This is a genomic window from Ramlibacter ginsenosidimutans (assembly GCF_016654015.1).
In the GTDB taxonomy this organism is placed as follows: domain Bacteria; phylum Pseudomonadota; class Gammaproteobacteria; order Burkholderiales; family Burkholderiaceae_C; genus Ramlibacter; species Ramlibacter ginsenosidimutans.
Genome location: NZ_JAEPWM010000004.1, coordinates 164,471 through 190,407 on the forward strand (window position 1 = coordinate 164,471; position 25,937 = coordinate 190,407).

General features: G+C 68.4%; 24 protein-coding genes and 1 tRNA gene. 15 read left to right on the plus strand and 10 right to left on the minus strand.

Features of this window, described 5'->3' with window-relative positions:
- Positions 1 to 6: 6 nt before the first annotated feature.
- From JJB11_RS11940 to polA, 4 genes are all read right to left on the minus strand, one after another.
- Positions 7 to 2,235 carry a xanthine dehydrogenase family protein molybdopterin-binding subunit gene (locus JJB11_RS11940; RefSeq protein WP_201170971.1) on the minus strand — a complete coding sequence of 743 codons (2,229 nt, stop codon included), beginning with the start codon at positions 2,233 to 2,235 and terminating at the stop codon, positions 7 to 9.
- A gap of 10 nt (positions 2,236 to 2,245) precedes the next feature.
- Positions 2,246 to 3,223: an FAD binding domain-containing protein gene (locus JJB11_RS11945; RefSeq protein ID WP_201170974.1), complete on the minus strand. Its 978-nt coding sequence runs from the start codon at positions 3,221 to 3,223 to the stop codon at positions 2,246 to 2,248.
- Complete coding sequence (locus JJB11_RS11950) at positions 3,220 to 3,810, minus strand: 2Fe-2S iron-sulfur cluster-binding protein (RefSeq protein ID WP_201170975.1); 591 nt, start codon at positions 3,808 to 3,810, stop codon at positions 3,220 to 3,222. The genes JJB11_RS11945 and JJB11_RS11950 overlap by 4 nt, the downstream gene beginning before the upstream one ends.
- A 195-nt stretch (positions 3,811 to 4,005) precedes the next feature.
- Positions 4,006 to 6,831, minus strand: a complete 2,826-nt coding sequence (polA, locus tag JJB11_RS11955) for a DNA polymerase I (protein ID WP_201170977.1) — start codon at positions 6,829 to 6,831, stop codon at positions 4,006 to 4,008.
- Between the two features lie 71 nt (positions 6,832 to 6,902).
- Here polA and JJB11_RS11960 point away from each other — a divergent pair, with 71 nt between their 5' ends.
- The 5 genes from JJB11_RS11960 to JJB11_RS11980 all read left to right on the plus strand — a co-directional run bounded on the left by JJB11_RS11960 (position 6,903) and on the right by JJB11_RS11980 (position 10,416).
- Complete coding sequence (locus tag JJB11_RS11960; RefSeq protein WP_201170979.1) at positions 6,903 to 7,223, plus strand: hypothetical protein; 321 nt, start codon at positions 6,903 to 6,905, stop codon at positions 7,221 to 7,223.
- A complete protein-coding gene (locus JJB11_RS11965; protein WP_201170981.1) occupies positions 7,224 to 8,201 on the plus strand; it encodes a homoserine kinase in 978 nt (325 codons plus the stop codon). It abuts the gene before it with no gap.
- A gap of 129 nt (positions 8,202 to 8,330) precedes the next feature.
- A complete protein-coding gene (locus JJB11_RS11970) occupies positions 8,331 to 9,116 on the plus strand; it encodes a BPSS1780 family membrane protein (protein WP_201170982.1) in 786 nt (261 codons plus the stop codon).
- Positions 9,113 to 9,850, plus strand: a complete 738-nt coding sequence (locus tag JJB11_RS11975; RefSeq protein WP_201170983.1) for a FecR family protein — start codon at positions 9,113 to 9,115, stop codon at positions 9,848 to 9,850. The genes JJB11_RS11970 and JJB11_RS11975 overlap by 4 nt, the downstream gene beginning before the upstream one ends.
- A gap of 137 nt (positions 9,851 to 9,987) precedes the next feature.
- On the plus strand, positions 9,988 to 10,416 hold the full coding sequence (locus JJB11_RS11980) for a hypothetical protein (protein ID WP_201170985.1): 429 nt from the start codon (positions 9,988 to 9,990) through the stop codon (positions 10,414 to 10,416).
- 42 nt (positions 10,417 to 10,458) lie between these two features.
- On the opposite strand, the gene JJB11_RS11985 is transcribed toward JJB11_RS11980, so the two are convergent.
- A complete protein-coding gene (locus JJB11_RS11985) occupies positions 10,459 to 12,840 on the minus strand; it encodes a UvrD-helicase domain-containing protein (protein ID WP_201170986.1) in 2,382 nt (793 codons plus the stop codon).
- A 56-nt stretch (positions 12,841 to 12,896) separates the two neighbouring features.
- Between JJB11_RS11985 and JJB11_RS11990 the strand changes: the two genes are divergently transcribed.
- A complete protein-coding gene (locus tag JJB11_RS11990; protein ID WP_201170987.1) occupies positions 12,897 to 13,571 on the plus strand; it encodes a hypothetical protein in 675 nt (224 codons plus the stop codon).
- Positions 13,572 to 13,706: 135 nt separating this feature from the next.
- Entirely contained in the window at positions 13,707 to 14,684 is a 978-nt protein-coding gene (locus JJB11_RS11995) for a GMP reductase (RefSeq protein ID WP_201170988.1), read from the plus strand.
- 213 nt (positions 14,685 to 14,897) lie between these two features.
- Here the strand turns inward: JJB11_RS11995 and JJB11_RS12000 are convergent, their stop codons facing one another.
- Positions 14,898 to 15,773 carry an alpha/beta hydrolase gene (locus JJB11_RS12000; protein ID WP_201170989.1) on the minus strand — a complete coding sequence of 292 codons (876 nt, stop codon included), beginning with the start codon at positions 15,771 to 15,773 and terminating at the stop codon, positions 14,898 to 14,900.
- Positions 15,774 to 15,850: 77 nt separating this feature from the next.
- Between JJB11_RS12000 and JJB11_RS12005 the strand changes: the two genes are divergently transcribed.
- From JJB11_RS12005 to JJB11_RS12025, 5 genes are all read left to right on the plus strand, one after another.
- On the plus strand, positions 15,851 to 16,552 hold the full coding sequence (locus JJB11_RS12005; RefSeq protein WP_201170991.1) for a GntR family transcriptional regulator: 702 nt from the start codon (positions 15,851 to 15,853) through the stop codon (positions 16,550 to 16,552).
- Positions 16,549 to 17,430 carry a phytanoyl-CoA dioxygenase family protein gene (locus JJB11_RS12010; protein ID WP_201170992.1) on the plus strand — a complete coding sequence of 294 codons (882 nt, stop codon included), beginning with the start codon at positions 16,549 to 16,551 and terminating at the stop codon, positions 17,428 to 17,430. The genes JJB11_RS12005 and JJB11_RS12010 overlap by 4 nt, the downstream gene beginning before the upstream one ends.
- Before the next feature lies 1 nt (position 17,431).
- Positions 17,432 to 18,790 carry an NAD(P)H-dependent oxidoreductase gene (locus tag JJB11_RS12015; RefSeq protein ID WP_201170994.1) on the plus strand — a complete coding sequence of 453 codons (1,359 nt, stop codon included), beginning with the start codon at positions 17,432 to 17,434 and terminating at the stop codon, positions 18,788 to 18,790.
- A 60-nt stretch (positions 18,791 to 18,850) separates the two neighbouring features.
- On the plus strand, positions 18,851 to 19,723 hold the full coding sequence (locus tag JJB11_RS12020; RefSeq protein ID WP_201170996.1) for an NAD(P)-dependent oxidoreductase: 873 nt from the start codon (positions 18,851 to 18,853) through the stop codon (positions 19,721 to 19,723).
- Positions 19,724 to 19,778: 55 nt separating this feature from the next.
- Positions 19,779 to 19,854, plus strand: a tRNA-Ala gene (locus tag JJB11_RS12025).
- A 114-nt stretch (positions 19,855 to 19,968) separates the two neighbouring features.
- Here JJB11_RS12025 and JJB11_RS12030 read toward each other — a convergent pair.
- Entirely contained in the window at positions 19,969 to 20,847 is an 879-nt protein-coding gene (locus JJB11_RS12030; RefSeq protein ID WP_201170998.1) for an MBL fold metallo-hydrolase, read from the minus strand.
- Positions 20,848 to 20,932: 85 nt separating this feature from the next.
- Here JJB11_RS12030 and JJB11_RS12035 point away from each other — a divergent pair, with 85 nt between their 5' ends.
- The 3 genes from JJB11_RS12035 to JJB11_RS12045 are packed head-to-tail and all read left to right on the plus strand — an operon-like array spanning position 20,933 to position 22,144.
- A complete protein-coding gene (locus JJB11_RS12035) occupies positions 20,933 to 21,250 on the plus strand; it encodes an ArsR/SmtB family transcription factor (protein ID WP_201171001.1) in 318 nt (105 codons plus the stop codon).
- A gap of 7 nt (positions 21,251 to 21,257) precedes the next feature.
- Positions 21,258 to 21,692, plus strand: coding sequence for a YeeE/YedE family protein (locus JJB11_RS12040; protein WP_201171004.1), 435 nt, complete (start codon positions 21,258 to 21,260; stop codon positions 21,690 to 21,692).
- Between the two features lie 14 nt (positions 21,693 to 21,706).
- Positions 21,707 to 22,144 carry a YeeE/YedE family protein gene (locus tag JJB11_RS12045; protein ID WP_201171642.1) on the plus strand — a complete coding sequence of 146 codons (438 nt, stop codon included), beginning with the start codon at positions 21,707 to 21,709 and terminating at the stop codon, positions 22,142 to 22,144.
- Positions 22,145 to 22,190: 46 nt separating this feature from the next.
- Here JJB11_RS12045 and JJB11_RS12050 read toward each other — a convergent pair whose 3' ends face one another.
- From JJB11_RS12050 to JJB11_RS12060, 3 genes are read right to left on the minus strand one after another with little or no spacing between them, the layout of a single operon-like run.
- Positions 22,191 to 23,678, minus strand: a complete 1,488-nt coding sequence (locus tag JJB11_RS12050) for a diguanylate cyclase domain-containing protein (RefSeq protein ID WP_201171019.1) — start codon at positions 23,676 to 23,678, stop codon at positions 22,191 to 22,193.
- Complete coding sequence (locus JJB11_RS12055) at positions 23,675 to 25,177, minus strand: ATPase domain-containing protein (protein ID WP_201171022.1); 1,503 nt, start codon at positions 25,175 to 25,177, stop codon at positions 23,675 to 23,677. The genes JJB11_RS12050 and JJB11_RS12055 overlap by 4 nt, the downstream gene beginning before the upstream one ends.
- Complete coding sequence (locus JJB11_RS12060) at positions 25,174 to 25,572, minus strand: hypothetical protein (protein WP_201171024.1); 399 nt, start codon at positions 25,570 to 25,572, stop codon at positions 25,174 to 25,176. Before JJB11_RS12060 ends, JJB11_RS12055 begins: the two co-directional genes overlap by 4 nt.
- Positions 25,573 to 25,937: the final 365 nt, after the last annotated feature.

A 25,937-nucleotide genomic window follows, 5' to 3' on the forward strand; every position in this document is an offset into this window, starting at 1 on the left:
CTGGCGCTACTCCGGCAGGCCGGCCAGCAGCTTGTCGAGCGTGATCGGAAAATCGCGCACGCGCACGCCGCAGGCGTTGTAGATCGCGTTGGCGACCGCCCCGGCGGCGCCGCTGATGCCCAGCTCGCCGAGGCCCTTGATCTTCAGCGGATTGGTCTTGTCGTCCACTTCCGGCAGCAGGATCGCCTCGATGGCAGGGATGTCTGCGTGGACGGGCACGTGGTACTCGGCGATGTCGTGGTTGGCGAAGTAGCCGTAGCGCCCATCGATCGCCGCTTCCTCTTCGAGCGCGATGCCCACTCCCCACACCATCCCGCCCAGCAACTGCGAGCGCGCCGTCTTCGCGTTCAGGATGCGCCCGGCCGCGAACACGCCCAGCATGCGGCGCAGGCGTACTTCGCCGCTGTGCGTGTCCACCGCGACTTCGGCGAAGAACGCGCCATACGACATCTGCGTGTACTTCTCCTCCATGTCGCCGGGCTGGATCTCGCCATCGGCTTCGATGCCGTCCGCGCCCGCGAGCTTCGCGAGGGAGGCGGTCTTGCCACTACCGTGCACCTGCCCGTCGGAGAACACGGCATCTTCCGGCGCGATGCCGGCCGACTGGGCGAGCTTGTGCCGCAGCGCCTCGCAGGCCTCGAACAAGGCCGAACCCGCGGTGGCCGCCCCGAAGGAGCCGCCCGAGCCCGCCGTCTCCGGGAAGTCGCTGTCGCCCAGCTCCATGCGCACCTGCCCGGGCTGCAGGCCCAGCATCTCGGCGGCGATCTGCGTCAACACCGTGTAGCTGCCCGTTCCGATGTCGGTCATGGCCATGCGCGCGACCAGCACCCCGTCGGCGCCCAGCTTCACCTTGCACTTGCCTTTCTGCAGCTTGTTGGATCGCGAAGCGGAAGCCATGCCCATGCCGACCAGGAAGCGGCCGTCGCGCACCTGACCCGGCGTCGCATTGCGCCGGTCCCACCCGAAGCGTCGCGCGCCCTCTTCCAGGCAGGCCACCAGCTGGCGCGTCGAGTAGGGCACGTGCTTCTCCGGATCCTCCTCGGGCTCGTTGGCGATGCGCAGTTGCACCGGGTCCATGCCGAGCGCACACGCGAGTTCGTCCATCGCGCACTCCAGCACCGGCATGCCGACGGCCTCGCCCGGCGAGCGGCAGGAGTCCGCGACCGGCAGGTCCAGCTTCACGCGGCGCATGCGCGTCATGCGGTTGGGCGCCGCGTAGAGCGAGCGCGTGGACGTGCACATCGGCTCCAGGTAGTCGTCCAGGCGCGCCGAGTGGCACCAGCCCTCGTGCGCGATCGCCACCAGCTTGCCGTCGCGGCCCGCGCCCAGGCGCACGCGCTGGATCGTGTCGGGCCGGTGGCTGGTCACGTGGAACATCTGCTGGCGCGTGAGCGCCGTCTTCACGGGCCGCTTGAGCACGCGCGACGCGAGCACGGACAGGATCACATCGTCCCACACCGGCAGCTTGCCGCCGAAGCCGCCGCCGATATGGCGGCTGACGATGCGCACCTTGTCCGGCGGAATCTGCAGCGTGTTGGCGACGCGCTTCTGCGCGCTGTCCAGGAGCTGCGTCGAGCAATGCACGACGACGCGGTCGCCCTCCCACCACGCGGTGGTGGCGTGCGGCTCCATCTGCGCGTGGATGTGCACGGGCGTCGTGTACTGCACATCCACGTGCACATCGGCGCTGGCGAACGCCGTCTCGAAATCGCCTTCGCTCGTGTCCGGCTGCTTGCCTTCGTCCTCGCCGGGCTTCTCGGCCTGGGCTAGATGCTCCTTCATCACGTACTCGCCGGCCATGGACTCGTACTCCACGCGCACGAGGAAGCTGGCCGCGCGGGCCTGCTCCAGGGTCTCGGCCACCACGAAGGCCGCCGGCACGCCGTAGTGCGGCACCACCGCATCGCCCAAGCTGGGATGCGGGCGATCGAAGCGCTGGCTCTCCGTGAGCCGGAAGCCCGCCTGCTCCGGTGCGTTGAGGTGCGTCATCACGAAGACCACGCCGGGCGCGCGCTCGGCTTCGCGCGTGTCCACCGAAACGATGCGGCCGCAACCGATCGCGGCCTCCACGAGCCAGCCGTACAGCGGCGGCTGCGGCGCCTCCTGCACCTCGTAGGCGTAGGGCGCGGTGCCACTGACCTTTTGCGGACCATCGACGCGATCGAGGGCCAGGCCGATGAGGCCTTGCCGGTTGACGTCCAGCGCATTGCGCGGCGCCGGTTGGTTCATCTGCATGCGGGTCCCCTCAGGCGCTTGCTTCCTGGAGCACGCCGGCGAGCACGCGGCGGACCAGCGGAATCTTGAAGTCGTTGTCGCCGTAGCCGCGCGCGCCCTGCAGCACCGCGTCGGCGGCCTGCGCGGCCCCTTGCTGCGGCTGGGCCTTCGCGAGCGCCTGCTCGGCATCGGGCACGCGCCAGGGCTGGTGCGCGATGCCGCCGAAGGCGAGGCGGGCGTTGCGGATCGCGCCGTCGGCGGCGTCGACGATGGCCGCGACCGACACCAGCGCGAAGGCATACGAGGCGCGGTCGCGCACCTTGCGGTACACCTGCTTGCCGGGCGGCGGTGGCGGCAGCACGACGGAGGTGATCAGCTCGCCGTGGGCGAGATTGGTGTCGATGTGCGGCGTGTCGCCCGGCAGCCGGTAGAAATCGGCGATCGGGATCACGCGCCTGCGACCACTGCCCTGGACGGTCTCCACCTGTGCATCGAGCACGCGCATGGCCACGGCCATGTCGGAAGGATGCGTGGCGATGCACTGCTCGCTGGTGCCGACGATCGCGTGATTGCGCGTGAAGCCGCCGAGGGCGGCGCAGCCCGAGCCGGGCGTGCGCTTGTTGCAGGGCTTGCCGGGGTCGTAGAAGTAGTAGCAGCGCGTGCGCTGCAGCAGGTTGCCGCCGGTGGTGGCCTTGTTGCGCAGCTGCGCCGAGGCGCCGGCGAGCAGCGCCCGGCTCAGCACCGGATAGCGCGAACGCACGCGTGCGTCGGCGGCCAGGTCGCTGTTGCGCACGAGCGTGCCGATGCGCAGCCCGCCCTCCTGGGTGTCCTCGACGCGGTCGAGGCCCAGGCGGTTGACGTCCACCAGGTGCACGGGCGTCTCGACCTGGATCTTCATCAGGTCCAGCAGGTTGGTGCCGCCGGCGATGAACTTCGCGCCCTCGCGCCCCGTCACCGCCTGCGCGGCGGCTTCCACGCTGCTCGCCCGCTCGTACGTGAAGGCTTTCATCGCGCTTCCCCCACTTCGCGGATCGCCGCGACGATGTTGGGGTACGCGCTGCAGCGGCACAGGTTGCCGCTCATGCGCTCGCGGATTTCCTCGTCGCTGAATGCGGGCGGCTGCTGCAGGTCTGCGGTGACGTGGCTGGGCATGCCGTCGCGCAGCTCCTGCAGCATGGCCTGCGCGGAGCAGATCTGCCCAGGCGTGCAGTAGCCGCACTGGAAGCCGTCGTGCTTCAGGAACGCGGCTTGCAGCGCATGGAGCTGGCCCGGCTGGCCCAGGCCTTCGATCGTGGTGACCTCGTCGCCCTCGTGCATCACCGCCAGCGTGAGGCAGCTGTTGATGCGGCGGCCGCCGACCAGCACCGTGCAGGCGCCGCACTGGCCGTGGTCGCAGCCCTTCTTGGTGCCGGTGAGCTGCAAGTGCTCGCGCAAGGCGTCGAGCAGGGACGTGCGTGGGTCGAGCTGCAACTCGCGCACCTGGCCATTGATGCTCAGGCGGACGTTGATCGCGTCGGGCGGCGCTGCGGGGCGCAGCACCAGGGCCGTCGTGGATTCAAACGGGGTGTCCCCTTCGGGACGATCTTTCTCTGCCATGGACTCTCCCGATGGGAGCGCCCAGTCTAGGCAGGCGTCGTGCGACAGCGGCGCGCGTTTCGCGCAGGGCAGTGTGGGTGCGCGCCTACGTCTCGCTGGATGGCTGGGGTTCGCTGGGGTTCGCTCGCGCTCACCGCCAGCCTACGGGAGAGGCCGGATTCGGTAGGCTGGCGGTGAGCGCCAGCGAACCCCAGCTCAATGCGCCTCTTCCCAGTTGGCGCCGACGCCGATCTCGGCGAGCAGCGGTACGCGCAGTTCCGCCACGCCGGCCATGATGCGCGGGATCTCGACGCGCAACCACTCCACCTCGTCCTCGGGCACCTCGAACACCAGTTCGTCGTGCACCTGCATGATCATCTTCGTGCGGCGCTGCTGGGCGTCGAGCACCTGCTGCACCTTCACCATGGCCAGCTTGATCAGGTCGGCGGCCGTGCCCTGCATGGGCGCGTTGATGGCCTGCCGCTCCGCGCTGCCGCGCCGCGGCCCGTTGGGCGAATTGATCTCCGGCAGGTAGAGCCGGCGGCCGAACACCGTCTCGACGTACCCCTTGCTCTTGGCCGACAGCCGCGTCTCGTCCATGTACTGCTTCACGCCGGGGTAGCGCTGGAAGTAGCGGTCGATGTAGCTCTTCGCCGCCGCCGTCTCGATGCCGAGGTTGCGCGCCAGCCCGAAGCTGCTCATGCCGTAGATCAGGCCGAAGTTGATGACCTTCGCGTAACGGCGCTGCTCGCTCGACACCTGGTCCAGGCCGACCCCGAACACTTCCGAGGCGGTGGCGCGGTGCACGTCCATGTTCTCGCGGAAGGCCCGCAGCAGCGCCTCGTCCTCGCTGATGTGCGCCATGATGCGCAGCTCGATCTGGCTGTAGTCGGCGCTCGCAATGCGCGATCCCGGCGGCGCGACGAAGGCTTCGCGGATGCGCCGTCCTTCCGCCGTGCGCACGGGGATGTTCTGCAGGTTCGGGTCGTTGCTGGACAGCCGCCCCGTCACCGCCACCGCCTGCGCGTAATGCGTGTGCACGCGCCCCGTGCGCGGGTGCTGCATCTGCGGCAGCTTGTCGGTGTACGTGCCTTTCAGCTTCGAGAGCCCCCGGTGCTCGAGGATCTTGGCCGGCAGCGGATAGTCCTCCGCCAGCTTCTCCAGCACCTCTTCGTCGGTGCTCGGCGCCCCGCTCGCCGTCTTCTTCACGACCGGCAGCCCCAGCTTGACGAAGAACACCTCGCCGATCTGCTTGGGACTGCCCAGGTTGAACGGCTGGCCCGCGAGTTCGTGCGCCTCGCGTTCCAGCTGCATGATGCGGTTGCCCAGCTCGTTGCCCTGCTGCGCGAGCGCCTGCGCGTCGATCAGCACGCCGTTGCGCTCGATGCGGAACAGCACCTCGCTGCACTCCATCTCCAGGTCGTAGATGAAGCGCAGCTTGCGGTCGTTCTCCAGCTTGGGCCAGAGCGCCAGGTGCACGTCCAGCGTCTGGTCCGAGTCCTCGCAGGAGTATTCGGCGGCCTTGTCGATCGGCACCTGGTTGAAGCCGATCTGGCTGGCGCCCTTGCCCGCAACGGTTTCGTAGTCGATGCCGGTGCGCCCCAGGTGCCGCTCGGCGAGGCTCGCGAGACCGTGCGGCTTGTGCACTTCCAGCACGTAGCTTTCCAGCATGGTGTCGTGCACGTAGCCGCGCACCTCGATGCCGTGGTTGGCGAACACGTGGCGGTCGTACTTCACGTGCTGGCCGAGCTTGTGCTTGTCCGGGTTTTCCAGCCAGGGCTTCAGGCGCTGCAGCACTTCCTCGCGCGGCAGCTGGTCGGGCGCGCCCTGGTAGTCGTGCGACAGCGGGATGTAGGCGGCCAGGCCCGGTTCGGTGCTGAAGGACAGGCCCACGATGCGCGCCAGCATCTCGTCGAGCGAATCGGTTTCCGTGTCGAGCGCGACCAGCGCGGCCGCCTCGATGCGACCCAGCCAGGTCTCGAACTGCTCCCACGTGAAGATCGTTTCGTAGTGCAGCGTCGTGGCCTGCGACAGCCCGGAGAGGTCCGGCTCTTCGTAGCCGCCGCGCTGGATCGGCACCGGCCGTGCGCGGCCCGCCTTCGCGTGCTCCTCCAGCAGCTCCGGCGGCACCGCGTGCTCCTCCAGCTGCTTCACCAGGCCCTTGAAGCCGAAGCGTTCGTAGAACTCCTTCAGCTTCTCGACGTCCTGGCCGCCGATGACGATGTCCTCCAGCTCGGGGAAGCCCGGGATGTGGTCCTTCAGGTCGCAGTCCGTCCGGACGGTCAGCAGGTGCCGGCCCTTGGGCAGCCAGTCCAGCGCCTTGCGCAGGTTCTCGCCCACCGCGCCCTTCACCTCGTGCGCCCGCTCGATCAGGTTGTCCAGGGACCCGAACTCCTTCAGCAGCTTGACGGCCGTCTTCGGCCCGACCTTGTCGACGCCGGGCACGTTGTCCACCGAGTCGCCGACGAGTGTCTGGTAGTCCACCATGAGGCGCGGCGGCACCCCGAACTCCACCTCCACGCCGGTCATGTCGCGCTTGCGGTCGTTCATGGTGTCGATCACCGTCACGTGCTCGTTCACCAGTTGCGACAAGTCCTTGTCGCCGCTGGAGATCACCGTCACCAGCCCGCGCTGGGTGGCCATGCAGGCCAGCGTGCCGATCACGTCGTCGGCCTCCACGCCGGGCACGTTCAGCACCTTCCAACCGAGCAGGCGCACCACCTCGTGGATCGGCTCGATCTGGGCGCGCAGGTCGTCGGGCATGGGCGAGCGCGTCGCCTTGTAGTCGGGGAAGACCTCGTCGCGGAAGGTCTTGCCGGGCGCGTCGAACACGCAGGCCGCGTAGTCGGCGCGGATGTCGCGGCGCAGCTTCTGCAGCATGTTGATCATTCCGCGGATCGCGCCGGTGGCGGCGCTGGTCGGATCGCCGGGAACGGCCCGCAGGTCGGGCATCGCGTGGTAGGCCCGGTACAGGTAGCTGGATCCGTCCACCAGCAGCAGCACCTTGGGTTCGGGTTGGGGGACTGCGTCCGTCTCGCTCATGGCGGACATTGTGCCTGCCGGGCCCACGCGGGTCCGGGAGCGCGCGCCTCGCCCCGGCCTACAATCAGGGTATGCGCACGCGTCTCGTCCTGCTCGTCCTCCTCGGTGCCGCCCTGCCCGCCTTCGCACAGGCGCCGGCGGAGCGCGAAAAGCTGGATCCGCGCAAGAACCAGAAGATCGAACACCTCACCGTGGAAGACAAGAGCAACCGCATCGACGAGGTGCGCGTCGGCGGGCAGAGCCAGAGCGTGAAGGTGCAGCCCAAGGGCGCGCCGGCCTACGAGATGCAGCCCACCGACCTGGCGCGCGGGGCCGGCGCTGCTGGCGCCGCCGACAGCCACGACGGCTTCGCGCAGCGCAAGCAGCGGGTCTGGAACGTCTTCGGCTTCTAGATGGCTGTTTTCACGGAGGTCTCGGAAGACGAGGCACGCGCGCTGCTGCGCGCGCTGAACCTCGGCGAGCTGCGCACGCTGCGCGGCATCCAGAGCGGGATCGAGAACACCAATTATTTCGTCACCGCCGAAGACATGTTCGGCCAGCGCGAGTACGTGCTGACGCTGTTCGAGCGGCTCACGTTCGAGCAGCTGCCGTTCTACCTGCACCTGATGAAGCACCTGGCCCAGCACGGCATCCCCGTGCCGGACCCGGCCGCGGACCGCAGTGGCGACATCCTGCACACCGTCTGCGGCAAGCCGGCGGCGCTGGTGAACAAGCTCGAGGGCCAGCACGAACTCGCGCCGGGGCCGGATCATTGCGCGCAGGTCGGGGCCATGCTGGCGCGGATGCACCTGGCGGGCCGCGACTACCAGCGGCGGCAACCCAACCTGCGCGGGCTGGCGTGGTGGAACGAGACCGTTCCCGTGGTGCTGCCCTTCGTGAGCCCGGAACAGGCGATGCTCCTGCGCGGCGAACTCGCGTACCAGAACCATGTGGCAGCGAGCGCCGCCTATGCGGCCCTGCCCCGCGGCCCTGTGCACGCCGACCTGTTCCGCGACAACGTGATGTTCGAGCAGGGGCGGCTCAGCGGCTTCTTCGACTTCTATTTCGCGGGCGTGGACAGCTGGCTGTTCGACCTGGCCGTGTGCCTGAACGACTGGGCGATCGACCTGGCCACCGGCGCGCACGACGCTCCGCGTGCGCGCGCGTTCGTCGAAGCCTATGCCGCCGTGCGCCCCCTCACGCCGGCGGAGCGCCAGTTGCTGCCCGCCATGCTGCGGGCGGGCGCGCTGCGCTTCTGGATCTCCCGCCTGTGGGACTTCCACCTTCCGCGCGAAGCCTCGCTGCTCAAGCCGCACGACCCGAGCCACTTCGAGCGCGTGCTGCGCGAGCGCGTGCGCCGTCCGGTGAACGCTGCTGCGGTGCTGGCCTGATGCGGCGCACGGCCACTGCGACGGCGACCCGGGCTGCAGGCCTGCGCCAAATCCGTCACGCCGCGCCGGCACGCGGGCGGACAACCGTCACTGCGCCGTGATCGAAGAACGACACCCGAGCCTCCTTCCGTGAAACTGAACATCGTTCCTGCGCGCACCGGCCTCCAGTGGGTGAAACTGGGCATGAGGACGTTCTTCCGGCAGCCGCTCGCGCTCACGGGGCTGTTCTTCATGTACATGGCGGTGGTGCTGGTGATCTCGCAAATCCCCGTTCTCGGCCCGATGCTCGGGGCCATGCTGGTGCCGGCGGCCACGCTGGGACTGATGGCGGCATCCGCGGAGGCGTCGAGCGGGCGCTTTCCCATGCCCACCGTGCTGCTCAGCGCCTTCCGTGCCGGGCGCCAGCGCGCACGCGCGATGCTGGTCCTGGGCGCGATCTACACCGCGGGGTCGCTGGTCGCGACCGGCCTGGGCACGCTGCTGGTCGGCGATGCCGGCAGCGGCGCGGCCGCCGATGCGCAGATGCCCGAGGTGGACACGCGCACGCTGCTGATCCTGCTGCTGCATTCGCCTTTGGTGGTGATGTTCTGGCATGCGCCGGCGCTCGTGCACTGGCACGGCGTCACGCCCGTGAAGAGCCTGTTCTTCAGCGTCGTCGCCTGCTTCCGCAACTTCGGCGCGCTGGCGGTGTACGGCGTCGCCTGGGTCATGGTGTTCGTGGCCATCGGCTTCCTGGTCAGCAGCGTCGGCCTGATGCTCGGCGGACTGGCGGTGGCGCGCAGCATCATGGTGCCCACGGTGCTGATCCTGGTCGCGATGTTTTCCACCTCGCTCTATTTCACGTTCCGCGACAGCTTCCGCGCCGACGACGCGACGGGCGAAGCGGGCCCACCCGGAGAAGAAAGCCACCCATGAGCCACCACATCCTGCAAGGACGCACCGAAGCCGAAGTGCTCTGGCATCGCCGGCGCAGCTTCCTGCAGGCGGCGGCGGCCTGGACGGCGATGGGGGGCTATGGCGCCGCACTCGCACAGCAGCGCAGCAACGTCGTGGAGCTGGCGGGCGATGCCTTCGTCAACGGCCAGAAGCTGCTGCAGGACCAGTACATCCAGACCGGCGACCAGATCGAGACCGGGCCGGACTCGCACCTGGTGTTCGTGATGGGCAACTCCGCCTTCCTGGTGCGGCAGAACTCGCGCATGACGGTGGAGCGCGGCGCCACCCTGAACGCGGTCAGCGTGCTGCGCCTGATCACCGGCGCGATCGTCAGCGTGTGGAGCAAGGGCAACTCGCGCCAGATCACCACGCCGACGCTCACCGCCGGCATCCGGGGCACCGGCGTGTACACCGAGATCGCACCGGACGGCCGCACCTATTTCTGCAACTGCTACGGCACGGTGGAACTCTCCACCATGACCGACCGCGCGCTCTCCCGGTCGCAGTACCACCAGTCGTTCTGGGTCGACCCGCAGCCGCGCGCCGGCCGCCAGTTGGCGGCCGCGCCTGCGATCAACCACACGGACGAAGAGCTGGAGCGGCTCGCGGCCCTCACCGACCAGCGCACCGCCTGGCAGGAACTCGGTCGCAAGGGCGTGAAGGACGGAGCCGGTTACATGGATCCCGGCCACGTGCACCCGCTGGCGCGCTGAGGCTTCGGTGGCCGTTCGTCGGCGGCGGCACGGGAATGGGGCTGCCGCGACGGAGTCGACGTGAAAGCGCAAATTCCCCCTTGGCTAACTGTAAGACTTTGTTAGACTGGCCGGATGCGAGCGAGTGAGGGGGAGCGATGATCAAGCCATCGATAAGCCAGGACTTTCCGGACACCCAGCCGATCACGGTGCCGATGGAATTCGAAGCGTCCCTGGACGCGCCGACCGAGCCCATGGGCCTGATGGACATGCCGGCGTACGGCGGCCTCGAGCTCGCTCCGATCGAGGTGACGCTCTACGAGGTGACCGGGCTCACGCGCAAGGACAACCGCGTCTGCCCCCAGCCTTCGCGCTGGCTGGAGATGTACCGCATCCTGCAGGATCAGCCTGGTCGCGACGGACTGCCCCCGGACCCGGTCGTGGGTTCGGCCTGGGCTTCCACGCCGCCGCTGGCCAAGCGCATGGCCTTCCACGAGCAGCTGGAATGGGCCGACCGGAACCACTGCCTCACCCCGGTCCACGAGTACCTGAAGACACTGCGCGACGTCGACTGGTACGTGGCCTGAGCCGCGTGCGCCCCACTGGCGCGCGGCGCCAGGAGCAGGCTCCTAGGTCACCGGCGTGAGCTTCGCCACGGAGAGGGCGAGCCACTTCTGGCCGTGGCGCGGGAAGTCGATCTGCGCCCGCGCGTCCTGCCCCGAACCTTCCAGCGTGCGCACGGTGCCCTCGCCGAACTTGGTGTGGAAGACCTTCATGCCCGGCCTCAGCCCGTGCGCCGGCTCCGCTCTCTGCGGCGGCACCGGCGGGCTCGCGAAGGTCTCGCTGCCGCGGCCGTAGCCGGTCGCGGTCGAATTGCCCGCACGTGACGTGGGGTAGCCCATGCCGAAGCCGAAGGCCGATCCGCCGAAGCTCTGGTTCTTCGGCGTCAGCCACTTGAGCGCGCCTTCCGGCAGTTCGTCGAAAAAGCGGCTGCGCACGTTGTAGCGGGTCTGCCCGTGCAGCAGCCGCGTCTGCGAGTGGCTCAGGTACAGCCGCTTGCGCGCGCGCGTGATGGCGACGTACATCAGGCGCCGTTCCTCTTCCAGCCCCTCGTAGTCCGCCAGCGAACGCTCGCTGGGGAACAGGCCTTCTTCCAGCCCGGTGACGAACACGCAATCGAACTCCAGGCCCTTGGCGGCGTGCACCGTCATCAGCTGCACGGCGTCCTGCCCGGCCTGCGCCTGATTGTCGCCGGACTCCAGCGCCGCGTGGGTCAGGAAGGCGGCCAGCGGCGAGAGCGTCTCGCCGGTGTCGGCATCGGGCGGCACGTAGTCGGGTGCGGGCTCGTTCACTTCCGGCAGGCTCGGGTCCAGCCCCTGGCTCGCCGGAGACTGGCGCAGCACGTTGGCACCGAGTTCGTCGATGGGCAGGGCGACGGCGTCGCGGCCGAAGCCCTCCTGCGTGACGAAGCTCTCCGCCGCGTTGACCAGTTCTTCCAGGTTCTCGACCCGGTCGGCCCCATCGCGTTCGGCCTTGTAATGATCCAGCAGGCCGCTTCGCTGCAGCATCACCTCGATGATCTCGCGCAAGGTGAGGCCTTCGGTTTCCCGGCGCATCTCGTCGACCTTCTGCACGAAGGCGGCCAGGTTGGCGCCCGCCTTGCCCGTGGTGGCCTTGACGGCGTCGTGCAGCGAGCACCCGGCCGCGCGCGCGGCGTCCTGCAGCTGTTCGATGGACCGGGCGCCGATGCCGCGCGCCGGGAAGTTCACCACGCGCAGGAAGCTCGTGTCGTCGCTCGGGTTCTCCAGCAGGCGCAGGTACGCGAGCGCGTGCTTGATTTCGGCGCGTTCGAAGAAGCGCAGGCCGCCGTACACGCGGTAAGGCACGGCCGCATTGAACAGCGAGGTCTCGATCACGCGGCTCTGGGCGTTGCTGCGATAGAGCACGGCGACCTCGTGGCGCGGCACGTCGTCGCGCACCAGGTTGCGGATCTCCTCCACCATCCACTGCGCCTCGGCCATGTCGGTGGGCGCCTCGTACACGCGCACCGGCTCGCCGGGCCCCTGGTCGGTGCGCAGGTTCTTGCCCAGGCGCGTCTTGTTGTGCGCGATCAGCGCATTGGCCGAATCGAGGATGTTGCTGAAGCTGCGGTAGTTCTGCTCCAGCTTGATCTGGTGCTGCACGTGGAACTCGCGCACGAAGTCCGCCATGTTGCCCACGCGCGCGCCGCGGAAGGCGTAGATGCTCTGGTCGTCGTCGCCCACCGCGAAGACCGCGTTACCCTCGCCCGCGAACATCTTCAGCCACGCGTACTGCAGCTTGTTGGTGTCCTGGAACTCGTCGACCAGGATGTGGTGGAAGCGGCGGCGGTAGTGCTCCCGGATGGGGTCGTTGTCGCGCAGCAGCTCGTAGCTGCGCAGCATCAGCTCGGCGAAGTCGACTACGCCCTCGCGCTGGCACTGCTCCTCGTACAGCTGGTAGACCTCGACCTTGCGGCGGTCTTCCTCGGTGCGCACCTCCACCATGTTGGGACGCAGGCCCTCCTCCTTCCAGGCGGCGATCGTCCACTGCAGCTCCTTGGCGGGGAAGCGCTCCTCGTCGACGTTGTGCTGCTTCATCAGGCGCTTGATCGCCGAGAGCTGGTCCTGCGTGTCCAGGATCTGGAAGCTCTGCGGCAGGTTGGCGAGCTTGTAGTGCGCGCGCAGGAAGCGGTTGCACAGGCCGTGGAAGGTGCCGATCCACATGCCGCGCACGTTCACCGGCAGCATGGCCGTCAGGCGCGTCATCATCTCCTTGGCGGCCTTGTTGGTGAAGGTGACGGCCAGCACGTTGCCCGGGCCGATCTGGCCCGTGGCCAGCAGCCAGGCGATCCGGGTGGTCAGCACGCGGGTCTTGCCGGAGCCGGCCCCCGCGAGGATGAGCGCGTGCTCGGCCGGCAGCGCCACGGCGGCGCGCTGTTCGGGGTTGAGGTGCTGCAGCAGCGGCGAGTCGGCGGCGACTTCTGGGAACATGTGGCATTGTAGGAAGCCGGGCGGGAACCGGCCCGCCGCCATCCTTAGCCCCTGCCGTGCCAACCTCATCGCCTGCCGCCCTGCTCCTGCCGCTTGCGCTCGCCCTGCCCCCGGCTGCACACGCGCTGTGCACCAGCGACGGCGTGGCGCAACCTGCGGCCGTGCTGGAGCGCTTCGTGAGCGCCGATTGCGCGGACTGCTGGCGCGACCGCACGACGCCGGAACCCGCCGCGGGCACGATTGCCGTCGACTGGGTGGTACCTGGAGCCCAAGGCGAGGACGCGCCGCTGTCGGCGGTGGCCCTGGAGGACGGGCGCGACCGGCTGCAAGTGCTCGGCAAGCCGCTGCCGGCGCGCAGCGATGCCGTGTTCGGACGGCGCCAGGGCAAGCCGGTGCCGCTGCGGCTGGCGCAAGGCGAGCCCTTCAACGACTACATCGGCACGTCGATGGTGCTGCGGGCGCCAGGCAGCCAGCCATGGCAGGCGTGGCTGCTGCTGGTGGAGGACCTCCCGGCCGGCACCGAGGGCAGCCCGGTGGAACGGCATCTGGTCCGCAACGTGTTCCGGCCCGAGTGGGGGACGACGGCCGGGCGCTCGGCCGGCGCGCTGGCGGAAACCCGGGCGATGCAGATCCACCCGGGCACCCGCCCCGAGCGCTTGCGGCTGGTCGCGGTGCTGGCCGATGCACGCGGACATATCAGGGCTATCAGCCGCACCGCATGTACCCCGTAGGTACGCCTCGATAGAATCAGGCACCGGGCCCAAGCATTTGTGGCCCGGTTCGCGTTTGAAGCGCCGCCTTCATTCCGCCGGGTCCCAGTCCAAGCGTCCACCTGTTCATCCAACAGACCTCCGGAGCCTGGAACCATGGAAATCTTCGACTACGACAAAGTGCTGCTGCTGCCGCGCAAGTGCCGCGTGGAAAGCCGCTCGGAATGCGACGCCTCGATCGAATTCGGCGGCCGCCGCTTCAAGCTGCCGGTGGTGCCGGCCAACATGAAGACCGTGCTCGACGAGCGCGTCGCGCTCTGGCTGGCGCAGAACGGCTACTTCTACGTGATGCACCGCTTCGACCTGGACAACGTGAAGTTCGTGCGGCGCATGAAGGAAGCGGACGCCTTCTCCTCCATCTCGGTCGGCGTGAAGAAGGCCGACTACGACACCGTCGACCGGCTGGCGGCCGAGGGGCTGGCGCCCGAGTACGTGACGATCGACATCGCGCACGGCCATGCCGACACGGTCAAGAACATGATCGCCCACCTGAAGGCGAAGCTGCCGTCGACCTTCGTGATCGCCGGCAACGTCGGCACGCCGGAGGCGGTGATCGACCTCGAGAACTGGGGCGCTGACGCCACCAAGGTCGGCATCGGACCCGGCAAGGTCTGCATCACGCGCATGAAGACGGGCTTCGGCACGGGCGGCTGGCAGTTGTCGGCGTTGAAGTGGTGCGCGCGCGTGGCGACCAAGCCCATCATCGCGGACGGCGGCATCCGCGAACACGGCGACATCGCCAAGAGCATCCGCTTCGGCGCCACGATGGTGATGATCGGCTCGATCTTCGCCGGCCATGAGGAATCGCCCGGGCAGACCGTCGAAGTGGACGGGCGCCTGTACAAGGAGTACTACGGCAGCGCCTCGGACTTCAACAAGGGCGAGTACAAGCACGTGGAAGGCAAGCGCATCCTCGAGCCGGTGAAGGGCAAGCTGGCCGACACGCTGCGCGAGATGGAGGAGGACCTGCAGAGCTCCATCAGCTACGCCGGCGGCACCAGGCTCGGCGACATCCGCAAGGTGAACTACGTCATCCTGGGCGGCGACAACGCCGGCGAACACCTGCTGATGTAAGCGGCCGGCTGCGATGAACAACAGGGGGCGCTCGGCGCCCCTTGTCGTTGGCGCGGCGTGGCTGGGTGTGTGTAGGCTGGCGGTGAGCGGAGCGAACCCCAGCGATCCAGCGTCGCGCAGCAAGCTGGGGTTCGCCTGCGGCTCACCGCCCGTCTACAAATTCGGCTTCGACCTCCGCGGGCGGATTTTGCAATTGCTCGTGCCCGCGCCCGCTCAGGCCCGCAGCAGGTCCAGCGCCAGCTGGTGCAGCCGGTGCTGCGGCTCGACCAGCGCATCGAGGACGCTGAAGTGGTTGCGTCCGGCCAGCAGTTCGCACACCGGGACGCGCCGCGGCCCCCACGCGTCCTGGATCATTCGGTTCTGCCGATGGAACTCGGTGCTCTCGGCGGCTCCCGCCACGGTGTAGAGCGTGCCTTGGCGGGGCGCCGGCAGCCGCGCGGGGCTCGCCTGCGCGACCTGCTCCGGCGTCAGGCGCAGCGACTCCTGCAGGAAGGGCGTGCGCATCATGGGATCGAGGTCGTTCAGCGGCGAGATCGCGAGAGCGCTGCGCAGCAGGTCGCGCGGCACCGCCGGGTCCAGCTGCTGCCACAGACACGCGAGCATCATGGTGGCGAGGTGCCCGCCCGCCGAATGCCCCGCCACCACGATGCGACGGCGGTCGCCGCCGAATCGGCCGATGTGGTGCCAGGTCCAGGCCACGGCGCGCGCGACCTGCAAGGTGATCTGCGGGATGGTCACCGCGGGACACAGCGCGTAGTTCGGCAGCACGACACAGGCGCCGTCGCGCGTGAATGCCGGCGCGACGAAGGAGTGCTCGCTCTTGTCCATGGCACGCCAGTAGCCGCCGTGCACGAACACGAGCACCGGCGCGTCACCGCTCGGAGCGGGAAAGACATCCAGCGTTTCGCCGGCGCCGCTGCCATACGCGATGTCCAGCTCGCACGGCCCCTGGGCCCGCGCCCGGGCGGATTCGCTCGTCCAGCGGGCGAAATAGTCGGCGTACTCCGGGACCAGCTGCCGGTTGTTGTACATCGCGTCGTGCCAGGCTCCATCCCTCAACTTCGTCTCCGGTTCCACTCTTCGCAACATCTTGACACATCCTGTTTCGATTGTCGGTGCGGTATTTGGCGGTTGAAGCCGCTTCGTTCTGTATACAGTGTACGGACATGCCAGCCCAGCTCCTGCAGCTCGAAGCGGCCCCCGACCTGGTGGACCGGGTGTACCGCAGTTTGCTGGATGCGATCAGCGATGGGTCCCTCGCCCCCGGCCAGCGGATCACGCAGGAGGACATCGCCCAGCAGCTGGCGGTGTCGCGCCAGCCGGTGCTGCAGGCCCTGCGCCTGCTGAAGAAGGACGGCTTCGTGCAGGACGCGCCCGGCCGCGGGCTGCAGGTGTCCGCGCTCGATGCGCAGTGGACGCGCGACATGTACCAGGTGCGCGGTGCGCTCGATGCGCTCGCGGCGCGGCTTGCCGCGCATCGGCGCCACCGCATCGATCCCGCCCTGATCCTGCAAGGCCGCCTCGCCGCGCGCGGCAGCAACGTCGCCGCGATGATCGATGCCGACCTCGCCTTCCACCGCGCGCTGTACGAAGCGGCGGGCAACCCCCTCATCGCCGAAACCGCGCAGCTGCACTGGAAGCACCTGAAGCGCGTGATGGGCGCGGTGCTGCAACAGACCGGGCAGCGCGAAGCGGTCTGGGACGAACACGAGGCGATCGCCGATGCGATCGCTGCCGGCGACGCGGAGCGCGCCGCCCGCCTGATCGAGGAGCATGGCTCCCATGCCAGCCGCGTCCTGGGCGAGCGGCTGGACGCCGTGCTCGGCACGGCCACAGCGAACACCAGCCACCCAAGGAGGCCCACGTGAAACTGACGCCGGAACAACTCCAGCAATTCGACCGCGACGGCTACCTGTTCTTCCCCGGCCTGTTCACGCCGCAGGAGACGCGGACGCTCAACGAAGCCGTGCCCGCGCTGTACGCACGGCGCGAGGCGTTCAACGTGCGCGAGAAGAACAGCGACGCCGTGCGGACCAATTTCGCCGCGCACCTGTACAGCGAACCGTTCGCGCGGCTCGCGCGCCATCCGCGCATGGTGGAGCCGGTGATGGACCTGTTCCAGGAGCAGGTCTACATGCACCAGTTCAAGATCAACGGGAAGATGGCCTTCGAGGGCGACGTCTGGCAATGGCACCAGGACTACGGTACCTGGCTGAACGACGACCTGATGCCCACCGAGCGCGCCATGAACGTCGCCATCTTCCTCGACGACGTGAACGAGTACAACGGCCCGCTCATGTTCATCCCGGGCAGCCACAAGAAGGGCGTGGTCGACGCGAAGCATGACCTCACGACCACGAGCTATCCGCTGTGGACCGTCGACGACGCGCTGATCGCGCAGCTGGTCGAACGCGCCGGCGGCAAGAACGGCGGCATCGTCAGCCCGAAGGGGCCCGCCGGCTCGATGATCGTGTTCCACAGCTGCCTGGTCCACGCGTCCAGCAGCAACCTGTCGCCGTGGAACCGGGTGAGCGTGTACCTGAGCCTGTGCGCCGTCTCGAATCACATCCGGCGCTTCAAGCGGCCGGAGTTCATCGCGCACCGCGACTTCACGCCCATCGAGTGCCTGCCGGACGACTGCCTGCTGAAGCCTTATCCCGTGGACCTGCCCTGGAAGAACGGCATGCCTGCCAGCGCACTCGTCACCTCGCCCGGGCCCATCGACCAGATGAAGAAGGCAGCCTGAGATGTCCCTGCACGCGCAACTGCAGCAACGCGCCGCCGAAGGCAAGCCGATCCGCGTCGGCCTGATCGGCGCCGGCAAGTTCGGCTCCATGTACCTCGCGCAGGTGCCCCGCACGCCCGGCGTGCACCTGGTCGGCATCGCGGACCTTTCGCCGGACAACGCTCGCGCCAACCTCGCGCGCGTCGGCTGGAAAGCCGAGCGCAGCCAGGCCGCATCGCTCGACGAGGCGCTGAAGACCGGTGCCACGCACGTGGGCGGCGACTGGCAGGCGCTGGTGCGGCATCCCGCGATCGACGTGATCGTCGAGTGCACGGGGCACCCGATTTCCGCGGTCGATCATTGCCTGGAAGCCTTCGCGCAGGGCAAGCACGTGGTGAACGTCACGGTGGAAGCGGACGCGTTCTGCGGCCCGCTGCTCGCGCGCAAGGCGGCCGAGGCGGGCGTCGTGTACTCGCTCGCCTTCGGCGACCAGCCGGCCCTCATCTGCGACCTGGTCGACTGGGCGCGCACCTGCGGCTTTCCGGTGGTGGCCGCCGGGCGCGGGCACAAGTGGCTGCCTCACTTCTGCGAGTCCACGCCCGAGACGGTTTGGGGCTACTACGGCCTGACGCCAGAGCAGGCGAAGCGCGGCGGCCTGAACCCGAAGATGTTCAACAGTTTCCTGGACGGCTCCAAGCCCTCCATCGAAAGCACCGCCGTGGCGAACGCGACCGGGCTCACCGTCCCCAGCAACGGTCTGCTCTATCCGCCGGCGAGCGTGCCCGACATTCCGTTCGTGACGCGCCCGCGCAGCGAAGGCGGCGTGCTGGAGCACAAGGGCATGGTGGAAGTGATCTCGTCGCTGGAGCCCGACGGACGCGTCCTGCCCTACGACATCCGGATGGGCGTATGGGTGACGGTGGAAGCGGAGACGGAATACATCAGGAACTGCTTCGAGGAATACAACGCGCACACGGACCCCAGCGGCCGCTACTTCACGCTCTACAAGCGCTGGCACCTGATCGGGCTGGAGGTCGGCATGTCCGTCGCGAGCGTGGCGTTGCGCGGCGAAGCCACGGGCGTGGCGACCTGCTGGAACGCGGACGTCGTCGCCACCGCCAAGCGCGACCTGCAGCCCGGCGAGATCCTCGACGGCGAAGGCGGCTACACCGTGTGGGGCAAGCTGCTGCCCGCCGAGACCTCGCTGCGCATGGGCGGCCTGCCGCTCGGGCTGGCGCACGACGTGAAGGTCGTGCGCGCCGTGAAGAAGGGCCAGAGCCTCGCCTGGGCGGACGTCGCCATGGACACCGGAACGCACGCGTACCGCATCCGGCGCGAGCTGGAAACGCGGTTCGCGCCGCCGCTGCTGAAAGCCGCGTGACAGGCGCGCGGGGCGGTCCGGCCGCATGATGGCCGCACCACCTTCGAAGGAGACGAAGCCATGCAGATCGCCGTGCTCGGCACCGGCGCGATGGGCTTTCCCATGGCGCGCCGGCTGTGCGAAGCGGGCCATGCGGTGCACGCCTGGAACCGCAGCCGCCCCAAGGCCGATCCCCTCGCGGCGTTCGGCGCGACGGTCCACGCGCACGCCGCCGATGCGGTGCGCGGCGCGGAGATCGTCGTGTGCATGCTGGAGAACGGCCCCGTGATCGACGACGTGCTGTTCCGCCGCGGAGCCGCCGACGCCATGCAGCCGGGCACGCTCTTCATCGACATGGCCTCCATCCAGCCGCGCGAAGCGCGCGACCATGCGTCACGCCTGGCCGAGCGCGGCGTGAGCCAGCTCGATGCGCCCGTCTCCGGCGGTACGGTGGGTGCGGAGAACGGGACGCTCGCCATCATGGTCGGGGGCAAGCCAGCGGACTTCGCGCGCGCGGCTCCCGTCTTCCAGGCGCTCGGCCGGGCCACGCACGTGGGACCCAGCGGCGCGGGCGAACTGGCCAAGCTGGCGAACCAGATGATCGTCGGCATCACGATCGGCGCCGTGGCCGAGGCGCTGCTGCTCTGCGCCAAGGGCGGCGCCGACATGGCGAAGGTGCGCACGGCCATCGCCGGCGGCTTCGCCGACAGCCGCATCCTGCAGCTGCACGGGCAGCGCATGGTGGAGCGCGACTTCACGCCGCGGGCGCGGATCTCCGTGCAGCTGAAGGACATGCGCAATGCACTCTCGACGGCGGAGGAGATCGGCTTCGACGCTCCGATCACCGCCCTCTTCGAGCGGCTCTACGCCGAGGCCAGCGAGCAGCACGGCCTCGCCGACCTGGACCATTCGGCCCTGTTCGTGGAGCTCGCGTCGCGCAACGGGCTGGGCTAGCCTGGTCCGGACGCCGGAAACTGCTCCGCGGCTTTGCTACAATAACGATCGTTGTGGGGGGGTAGCTCAGCTGGGAGAGCGTCGCGTTCGCAATGCGAAGGTCGGGAGTTCGATCCTCCTCCTCTCCACCACACGATTCCCAAGGCCTTGACCCGTCAAGGCCTTTTTCTTTTCCGCCGCCGCCTCTTCGACGAGATGTCGACAACGCAGCGGCACTCACGCGCAGCGCGAAGCTCCAGCGACAGTCACTTCGTCCGTGGCAGCGCGTTGAGCGGGATCCGCAGGTAGGCCACGCCGTTGTCATCCGCAGGCGGCAGGTGGCCGGCCCGCACGTTGACCTGGATCGACGGCAGGATGAGCGTGGGAACCTCCAATGTCGCATCTCGCGCCTTGCGCATGGCCACGAATTCATCCTCGCTGACGCCGTCATGCACGTGGACGTTCTTCGCACGCTGTTCGGCCACCGTCGTTTCCCACTGTGGCCCGCGTCCCTTCGGCGGGTAGTCGTGGCACACGTACATCCTGGTCTGCGGCGGCAGGTCGAGGATGCGGCGGATCGATCGGTAAAGCGCATGCGCGTCGCCGCCGGGAAAATCCGCGCGCGCGGTGCCGACATCCGGCATGAAGAGCGTGTCGCCGACGAACACGTCGCCGTCGGCCAGGTACGCCATGTCTGCCGGTGTGTGGCCGGGCACGAGCAGCGCAGTCGCCTCCACCTCACCGATGCGAAAGACCTCGCCATCCTTGAACAGGTGGTCGAACTGGCTCCCATCGGGCAGGAAGTTGCGCTCCAGGTTGTAGAGCTTCTTGAACACGGCCTGCACTTCGCGGATGTGCTCGCCAATGGCGACCAGCCCGCCGGCCTCCTGCTGGATATAGCGCGCGGCGGACAGGTGGTCCGCGTGGGCATGGGTCTCGAGGATCCATTGCACCTTCAGCCTCTTGTCGCGGAGATAGGCAAGCACCTTGTCCGCGGATTCCGTGCTCGTGCTGCCCGACTTCATCTCGAAATCGAGCACGGGGTCGATCACCGCTGCCCTTCCGCTGGCCTTGTCCGAAACCACGTAAGAAACGGTCCAGGTCTTCGGGTCGAAGAATGGTTCCACCAGGATGCGTCGGCTCATTGGAATGCTCCTGAGAAGCTCGTTGGTTGACCAATATTATACCTTGCAATATAATATTAACGATGCAATCAAAGTGAAACGCCCGATGACAGTCCGCACCACGATGGATCCGGCCCGCATGCGTGCCGAGGCCGACAGGATCACCGCGGCGCTGCGGCTGCTGGCCCATCCGGACCGCATGCTGTTGCTGTGCACGCTAAGCCAGCGTGAGATGTGCGTCAGTGAGCTGGAGGAAGAGCTGGACCTTCACCAGCCCAGCCTCTCCCAGCAACTCGGGGTGCTGCGCAGTGAAGGCGTAGTGGCCCCCCGCAAGGACGGCAAGAACGTCTTCTACAAAGTGACCGATCCGACGTTGATGCAGATTCTCGCGGCCCTGTACCGCACCTTTTGTCCGAAGGAGTGAAGAAGAAGTGACGATCGACTGGAATGCATTCACCCCCGGGGCTGCCACGGCCGGCGGCGTGCTCATCGGGCTGGCGGCGGCCATGTTCGTATTGCTGAATGGCCGCATTGCGGGCATCAGCGGCGTTCTCGGCGGGCTGTTGAACCCCGTGCGCGGAGATGTGGCCTGGCGCGCGGCGTTCATCGCCGGCATGGTCGGCGCTCCCATGCTGTACGCCCTGTTCGCGGCAGTGCCACGCGTGGAAATCAACGCCGGCCAAGGCGCGCTCATCTGCGCCGGCCTGCTCGTCGGTGTGGGAACGCGCTACGGCTCCGGCTGCACCAGCGGGCATGGAGTCTGCGGGCTCTCGCGACTTTCGCCGCGTTCCATGGTGGCGACGGCCACGTTCATGGCCGCGGGCTTCCTCACCGTTTTCGTCGCCCGCCATTTGCTGGGCTCTTGAGCCAGGACTTCTCGATGACCGTTTTCTTTTCGCTGCTCGCTGGTGCCCTGTTCGGCGTGGGCCTGATCGTCTCCGGCATGGCTGACCCGGCCAAGGTGTTGGGCTTCCTGGACCTCGGGGGAGCCTGGAATCCGTCGCTCGCGTTCGTGATGGTCGGGGCCATCGCCGTCGGAACCCTGGCGTTCGCGATCGCTCGCAAACGGACCCTGTCCTTTCTCGGCCTGCCGATGCGGCTTCCCACCGAGCGCCATATCGACCGCAGGCTTGTGACCGGCAGCGTGCTGTTCGGCGTAGGTTGGGGGATCGTGGGCCTGTGCCCCGGACCGGCGCTCGTGGATCTCGGCATGGGCCAACCGAAGGCGATCATCTTCGTGATCGCCATGGTCGGCGGCATGGTCCTGTTCGAGGTAGTGGAGATGCTCCGCCGGCCGAGGACGGCGCACGTGCGATGAACTCCGACCGGAGGCTTGCCCGTCGTGCCTTCGCTCGTGCGCGTCCTCACTCCGTCGCGCGCAGCACCGGCAGCGTCACCGTGAAGCGGCTGCCCTGGCCGGCACCCGCGCTGCTGGCGGCCACATCGCCCCCGTGCCCTTGAACGAGCTCGCGGACGAGCGCGAGGCCGATCCCCAGGCCCGATCCGTCGAATTCGGTGGCGTGCCGCTCCTGCACGAACGGCTCGAAGACATGCGAGAGTGCTTCCGGCGTGATCCCGATCCCGTTGTCGGCGACGGTCATCACCACGGAACGGCCGACCACTTCCAGTGACAGCTCGATGGCGCCGCCCTGCGGCGTGTACTTCGAGGCATTGCCGATCAGGTTGGCGGTGACCTGGCCGAGGCGGACCCGATCGCCATTGATGATCACGGCGCCGTCCGGAAGGCGCACGTCGAAGCTCTGCCCGCGCGCACTGACGGCGGCGCGACTATCGTCCGCCACGTCGCCGATCAATTCGACGATGTCCAGGCGACTGATTTCCAGCCGCATCTTGCCGGTGCTCACCCGCGTGAGGTCGAGCAAGTCGGCGACCAGCCGGGAGATGTGAGCGACCTGCCGTTCGATGACACCCTTGACGGTGCGCAGCACGCTGGCGCCCGATGTTGCGTGTTCCAGCAACGCCGCGGCATTGCTGATGGGGCCCAGCGGGTTGCGCAATTCGTGGGCGACGATGCCCATGAATTCCAGCTGGCGCCGATTGACGAGCTCGGCGGCCTCGAGCAACTCGTGCGCGTGCAGTGCGGCCTGCAGCAGGTTTTCGTTGGCCTCCCGCTGCTGCAGCATTTGCGAGCCGGCATCCTTGGCGTTGGCTGGGCCAACCGCCGACGACTTCGCGGCCTCCTGGCCTCGCAGTTCCAGGCTGCGGGCGCTGCTGGGAATTTCGCCGCGAAAGAAGAAGCTGCCCAGCCCGCGCCGGCGCGCCCGGTACATCGCCGCGGTCGCGCGGTCGATCAGGCCATCGGGATCATCGCCATCGTCGGGAAAGACGCTGATGCCGACGCTCGTCTTCAGGCGCGGCGACGCGCTCCCCACGACCCCCGGCAGGGCCAGGGCAGCCACGAGCGACTCCGCCACGGCGATCGCATCGGCGGCGTCGGAGATCGCACCGAGCAGTATCAGGAAGTCGCTCGCACCGTGGCGGGTGACCACGTCGGACGCGCGCACACCGGCATTCAGGCGTTGCGACGCCAGCGTGAGAACCTGGTCGCCGACCGCGTGGCCCATCGCATCCGTGATTTCCTTGAAATTGTCGATGCTGACGAACAGCAATCCCAGGCGGGAGCCGCTGCGCCGGGCGAGGGTGATGGCGTGAGTGAGCCGGTCGAACAGGATCACGCCGGCGGCGCGCTCGGCCAACTCCACCAGGTGCCAGCATCGGCTCACCTCCGCGAGCGCCTGGGCCGCGGTCGCGGCTTCGTCCTGGGCCCGGATGACGGCCAGGACCAATTGCTCGTTCGCCTCGAGCAACTGCGCGGCGCGGGCGGCGTTCACGACGACCTGCCTGCGCCCGCCGGCAGCGGGCCGGAGGCCGGCGACGCCGCGGCGTCCATCACTTCCACCTTGCGGGTCGGGCGGCCGCCGAGGAGACCCTCCTGGTCCGCCAGCATCTCGCCGACGTGAATCCCGTCCGCGTCGATGGAGTAGGCGCGCAATTCGTCCGAATGCCAGCTGTTTCGAACCTTCACCACCGCCAGCACGCGCCGCAGCCGGCTGTCCACCTCGATGTAGCGCTGTACCACGATGGCATCAGTGAGGAAGGCGGTGCCAAACGGGCTGAACCGCAGGTCGGTGTAGCGGTCCTCCAGCTCGGACGTCAGCAGCACCGTGAGCCCCTCCTGCGCCAGCGCACTGACCAGCCGCAGCAGCGACTCGCGGAAGTCCTCGCGGAAGGTGGGCGCGAGTGACAGTTCGAAGGCCGACAGCGAGTCGATCACCACACGCGTCGCATGCAGGCGCCGCACCTCCTTGATCAGCCGTTGGACGATGTCATCGATCGACAGGTCCGCAGCCCGGCTGTCCACGAGACCCACGCGCCCGCTTGCAATCAGTTGCGCGAGCACCGCGTTGTGCGATCGGTTGGCGCGCTGCTCGAACACCGCGATGACGCCCGCCTCCCCATTGCGCGCGCCTTCCTGCAGGAACGACCCCGCGAGAATGCTCTTGCCCGACCCCGAAGGGCCTGCGACCAGCAGCGAGTACCCGCGAGGCAGGCCGCCGCCGAGCATGGCATCGAGCCCGGCGTTGCCGAGGGACGCGCGTTCGGTCGGCGGCCGGCTCGGTGCGGGCGATGCGCTCACCAGCGCGCTGGCGGGCGGGATCACCTCGATGCCCGCCGCGCCGATCCGGAACGTGTGCATGCCGGCGAGCGTCGGCTGTCCCCGCATCTTCATGATCTCGATCTTGCGGACCATCGAATTGCGCTGAACGCTCTGGTGCAGCCAGATCAGTCCGTCGGCCACCGTGAACACGGGGTTGGTGACCGTGTCGGCTGCGTACTCGCCGATCAGGAAGGTGGTCGCCTCCCAGCTCGTCATCAGCACGCCCAGCTTCTGCATGAAGTGCTGCAGGCTGGAGTCCGTCGTGCCGGTCATCGCCACCGAGCGGAACGAGTCCACGAACACGAAGGCCGGCGCGTGCGCATGCACCTGCGCCTCGATGCTCTCCAGCACCTTGTCCAGGTTCCCGCCCAGTGCTTCGTCGCCCAGGTTCACGAAGTGGATGCAATCGTTGACGCGCTCGAGATCGAAGAATTCGAACTGCTGCTGATACCGCAGCATCTTCAGCGGAGGCTCGCCCAGCACCGTGAGGTACAGCGCCGGCCGCTCGGGAGTGGCCAGCGCGAACATCATCTGGTGCGCCAGCGTCGTCTTGCCGCAGCCGGGCAGGCCTGCGATCAGGTTGAAGGAGAACTCGGGCAGCCCGCCACCCAGGACGTCGTCCAGCCCCGGAACGCCCGTGGCCATGCGGTTGATCTTCACCTTCGGATTCATTTGGATGTGTCCTGCGGGGCCTCGCCTGCGGCGAATGGGTCCGGATGTGCGCTCAGGAGCCGATCGGCCAGCGAGGTGCCGATCAATCGCCCGATCAAGTCGTTGAAAGTTGAGAGCAGCAGTTGGCCCGCTGCGCTCGCCTCGGCGCTGTCGCGGCCCGCAAGCAGCGCATGGAGCGCCCCGAGGTCGAGGGTCGGCGTGTCGCCGGTTTCACCGTGCATCAGCCAGGGATGGGTCCTGCCCGCCAGGAAGATGCAGCGACGATAGAGCGTGGCAACCCCGAGCGTGCCGACGATGGGCGAAAGCGCTTCCTCGATGTCGCGCCAGCGCGAAACGATCGCTTCGGCGACTCGCGACGCGTCGTCGTTGCCGCGAATGGAAATGGGAACCACCATCAGGGCTCCTCGATGGAAGCGGCGTTGGGCAAGCAAGGTCCCCGGCCATCCGGGCGAGCCGCACCCTTGCCTCCGTGCTTCCTGCATTCACCCGTCAGCGCGATCGGTGCGGTGTTCATCAGCTTCCTTGCCGGGCGCGGAGCGGACTGCTCGGCTAGGTCAGACTACTGGCGCGGCCCCGAACAGTCTGTACGGTGAAGCACAAACAGGTACTCCGGACTGCATGCTAACCCAGCGAAGCCGTGCGAACCAGCCGACGCGCGACAGATCGCTGTGCATGGCCCAGGATGCAGCCAGGCACGCTTCGGAGAAGCCGGTGTCCACCGCCCTGAGCGGTCGTCACCGGCGGCGTGTACGCGGGAAAC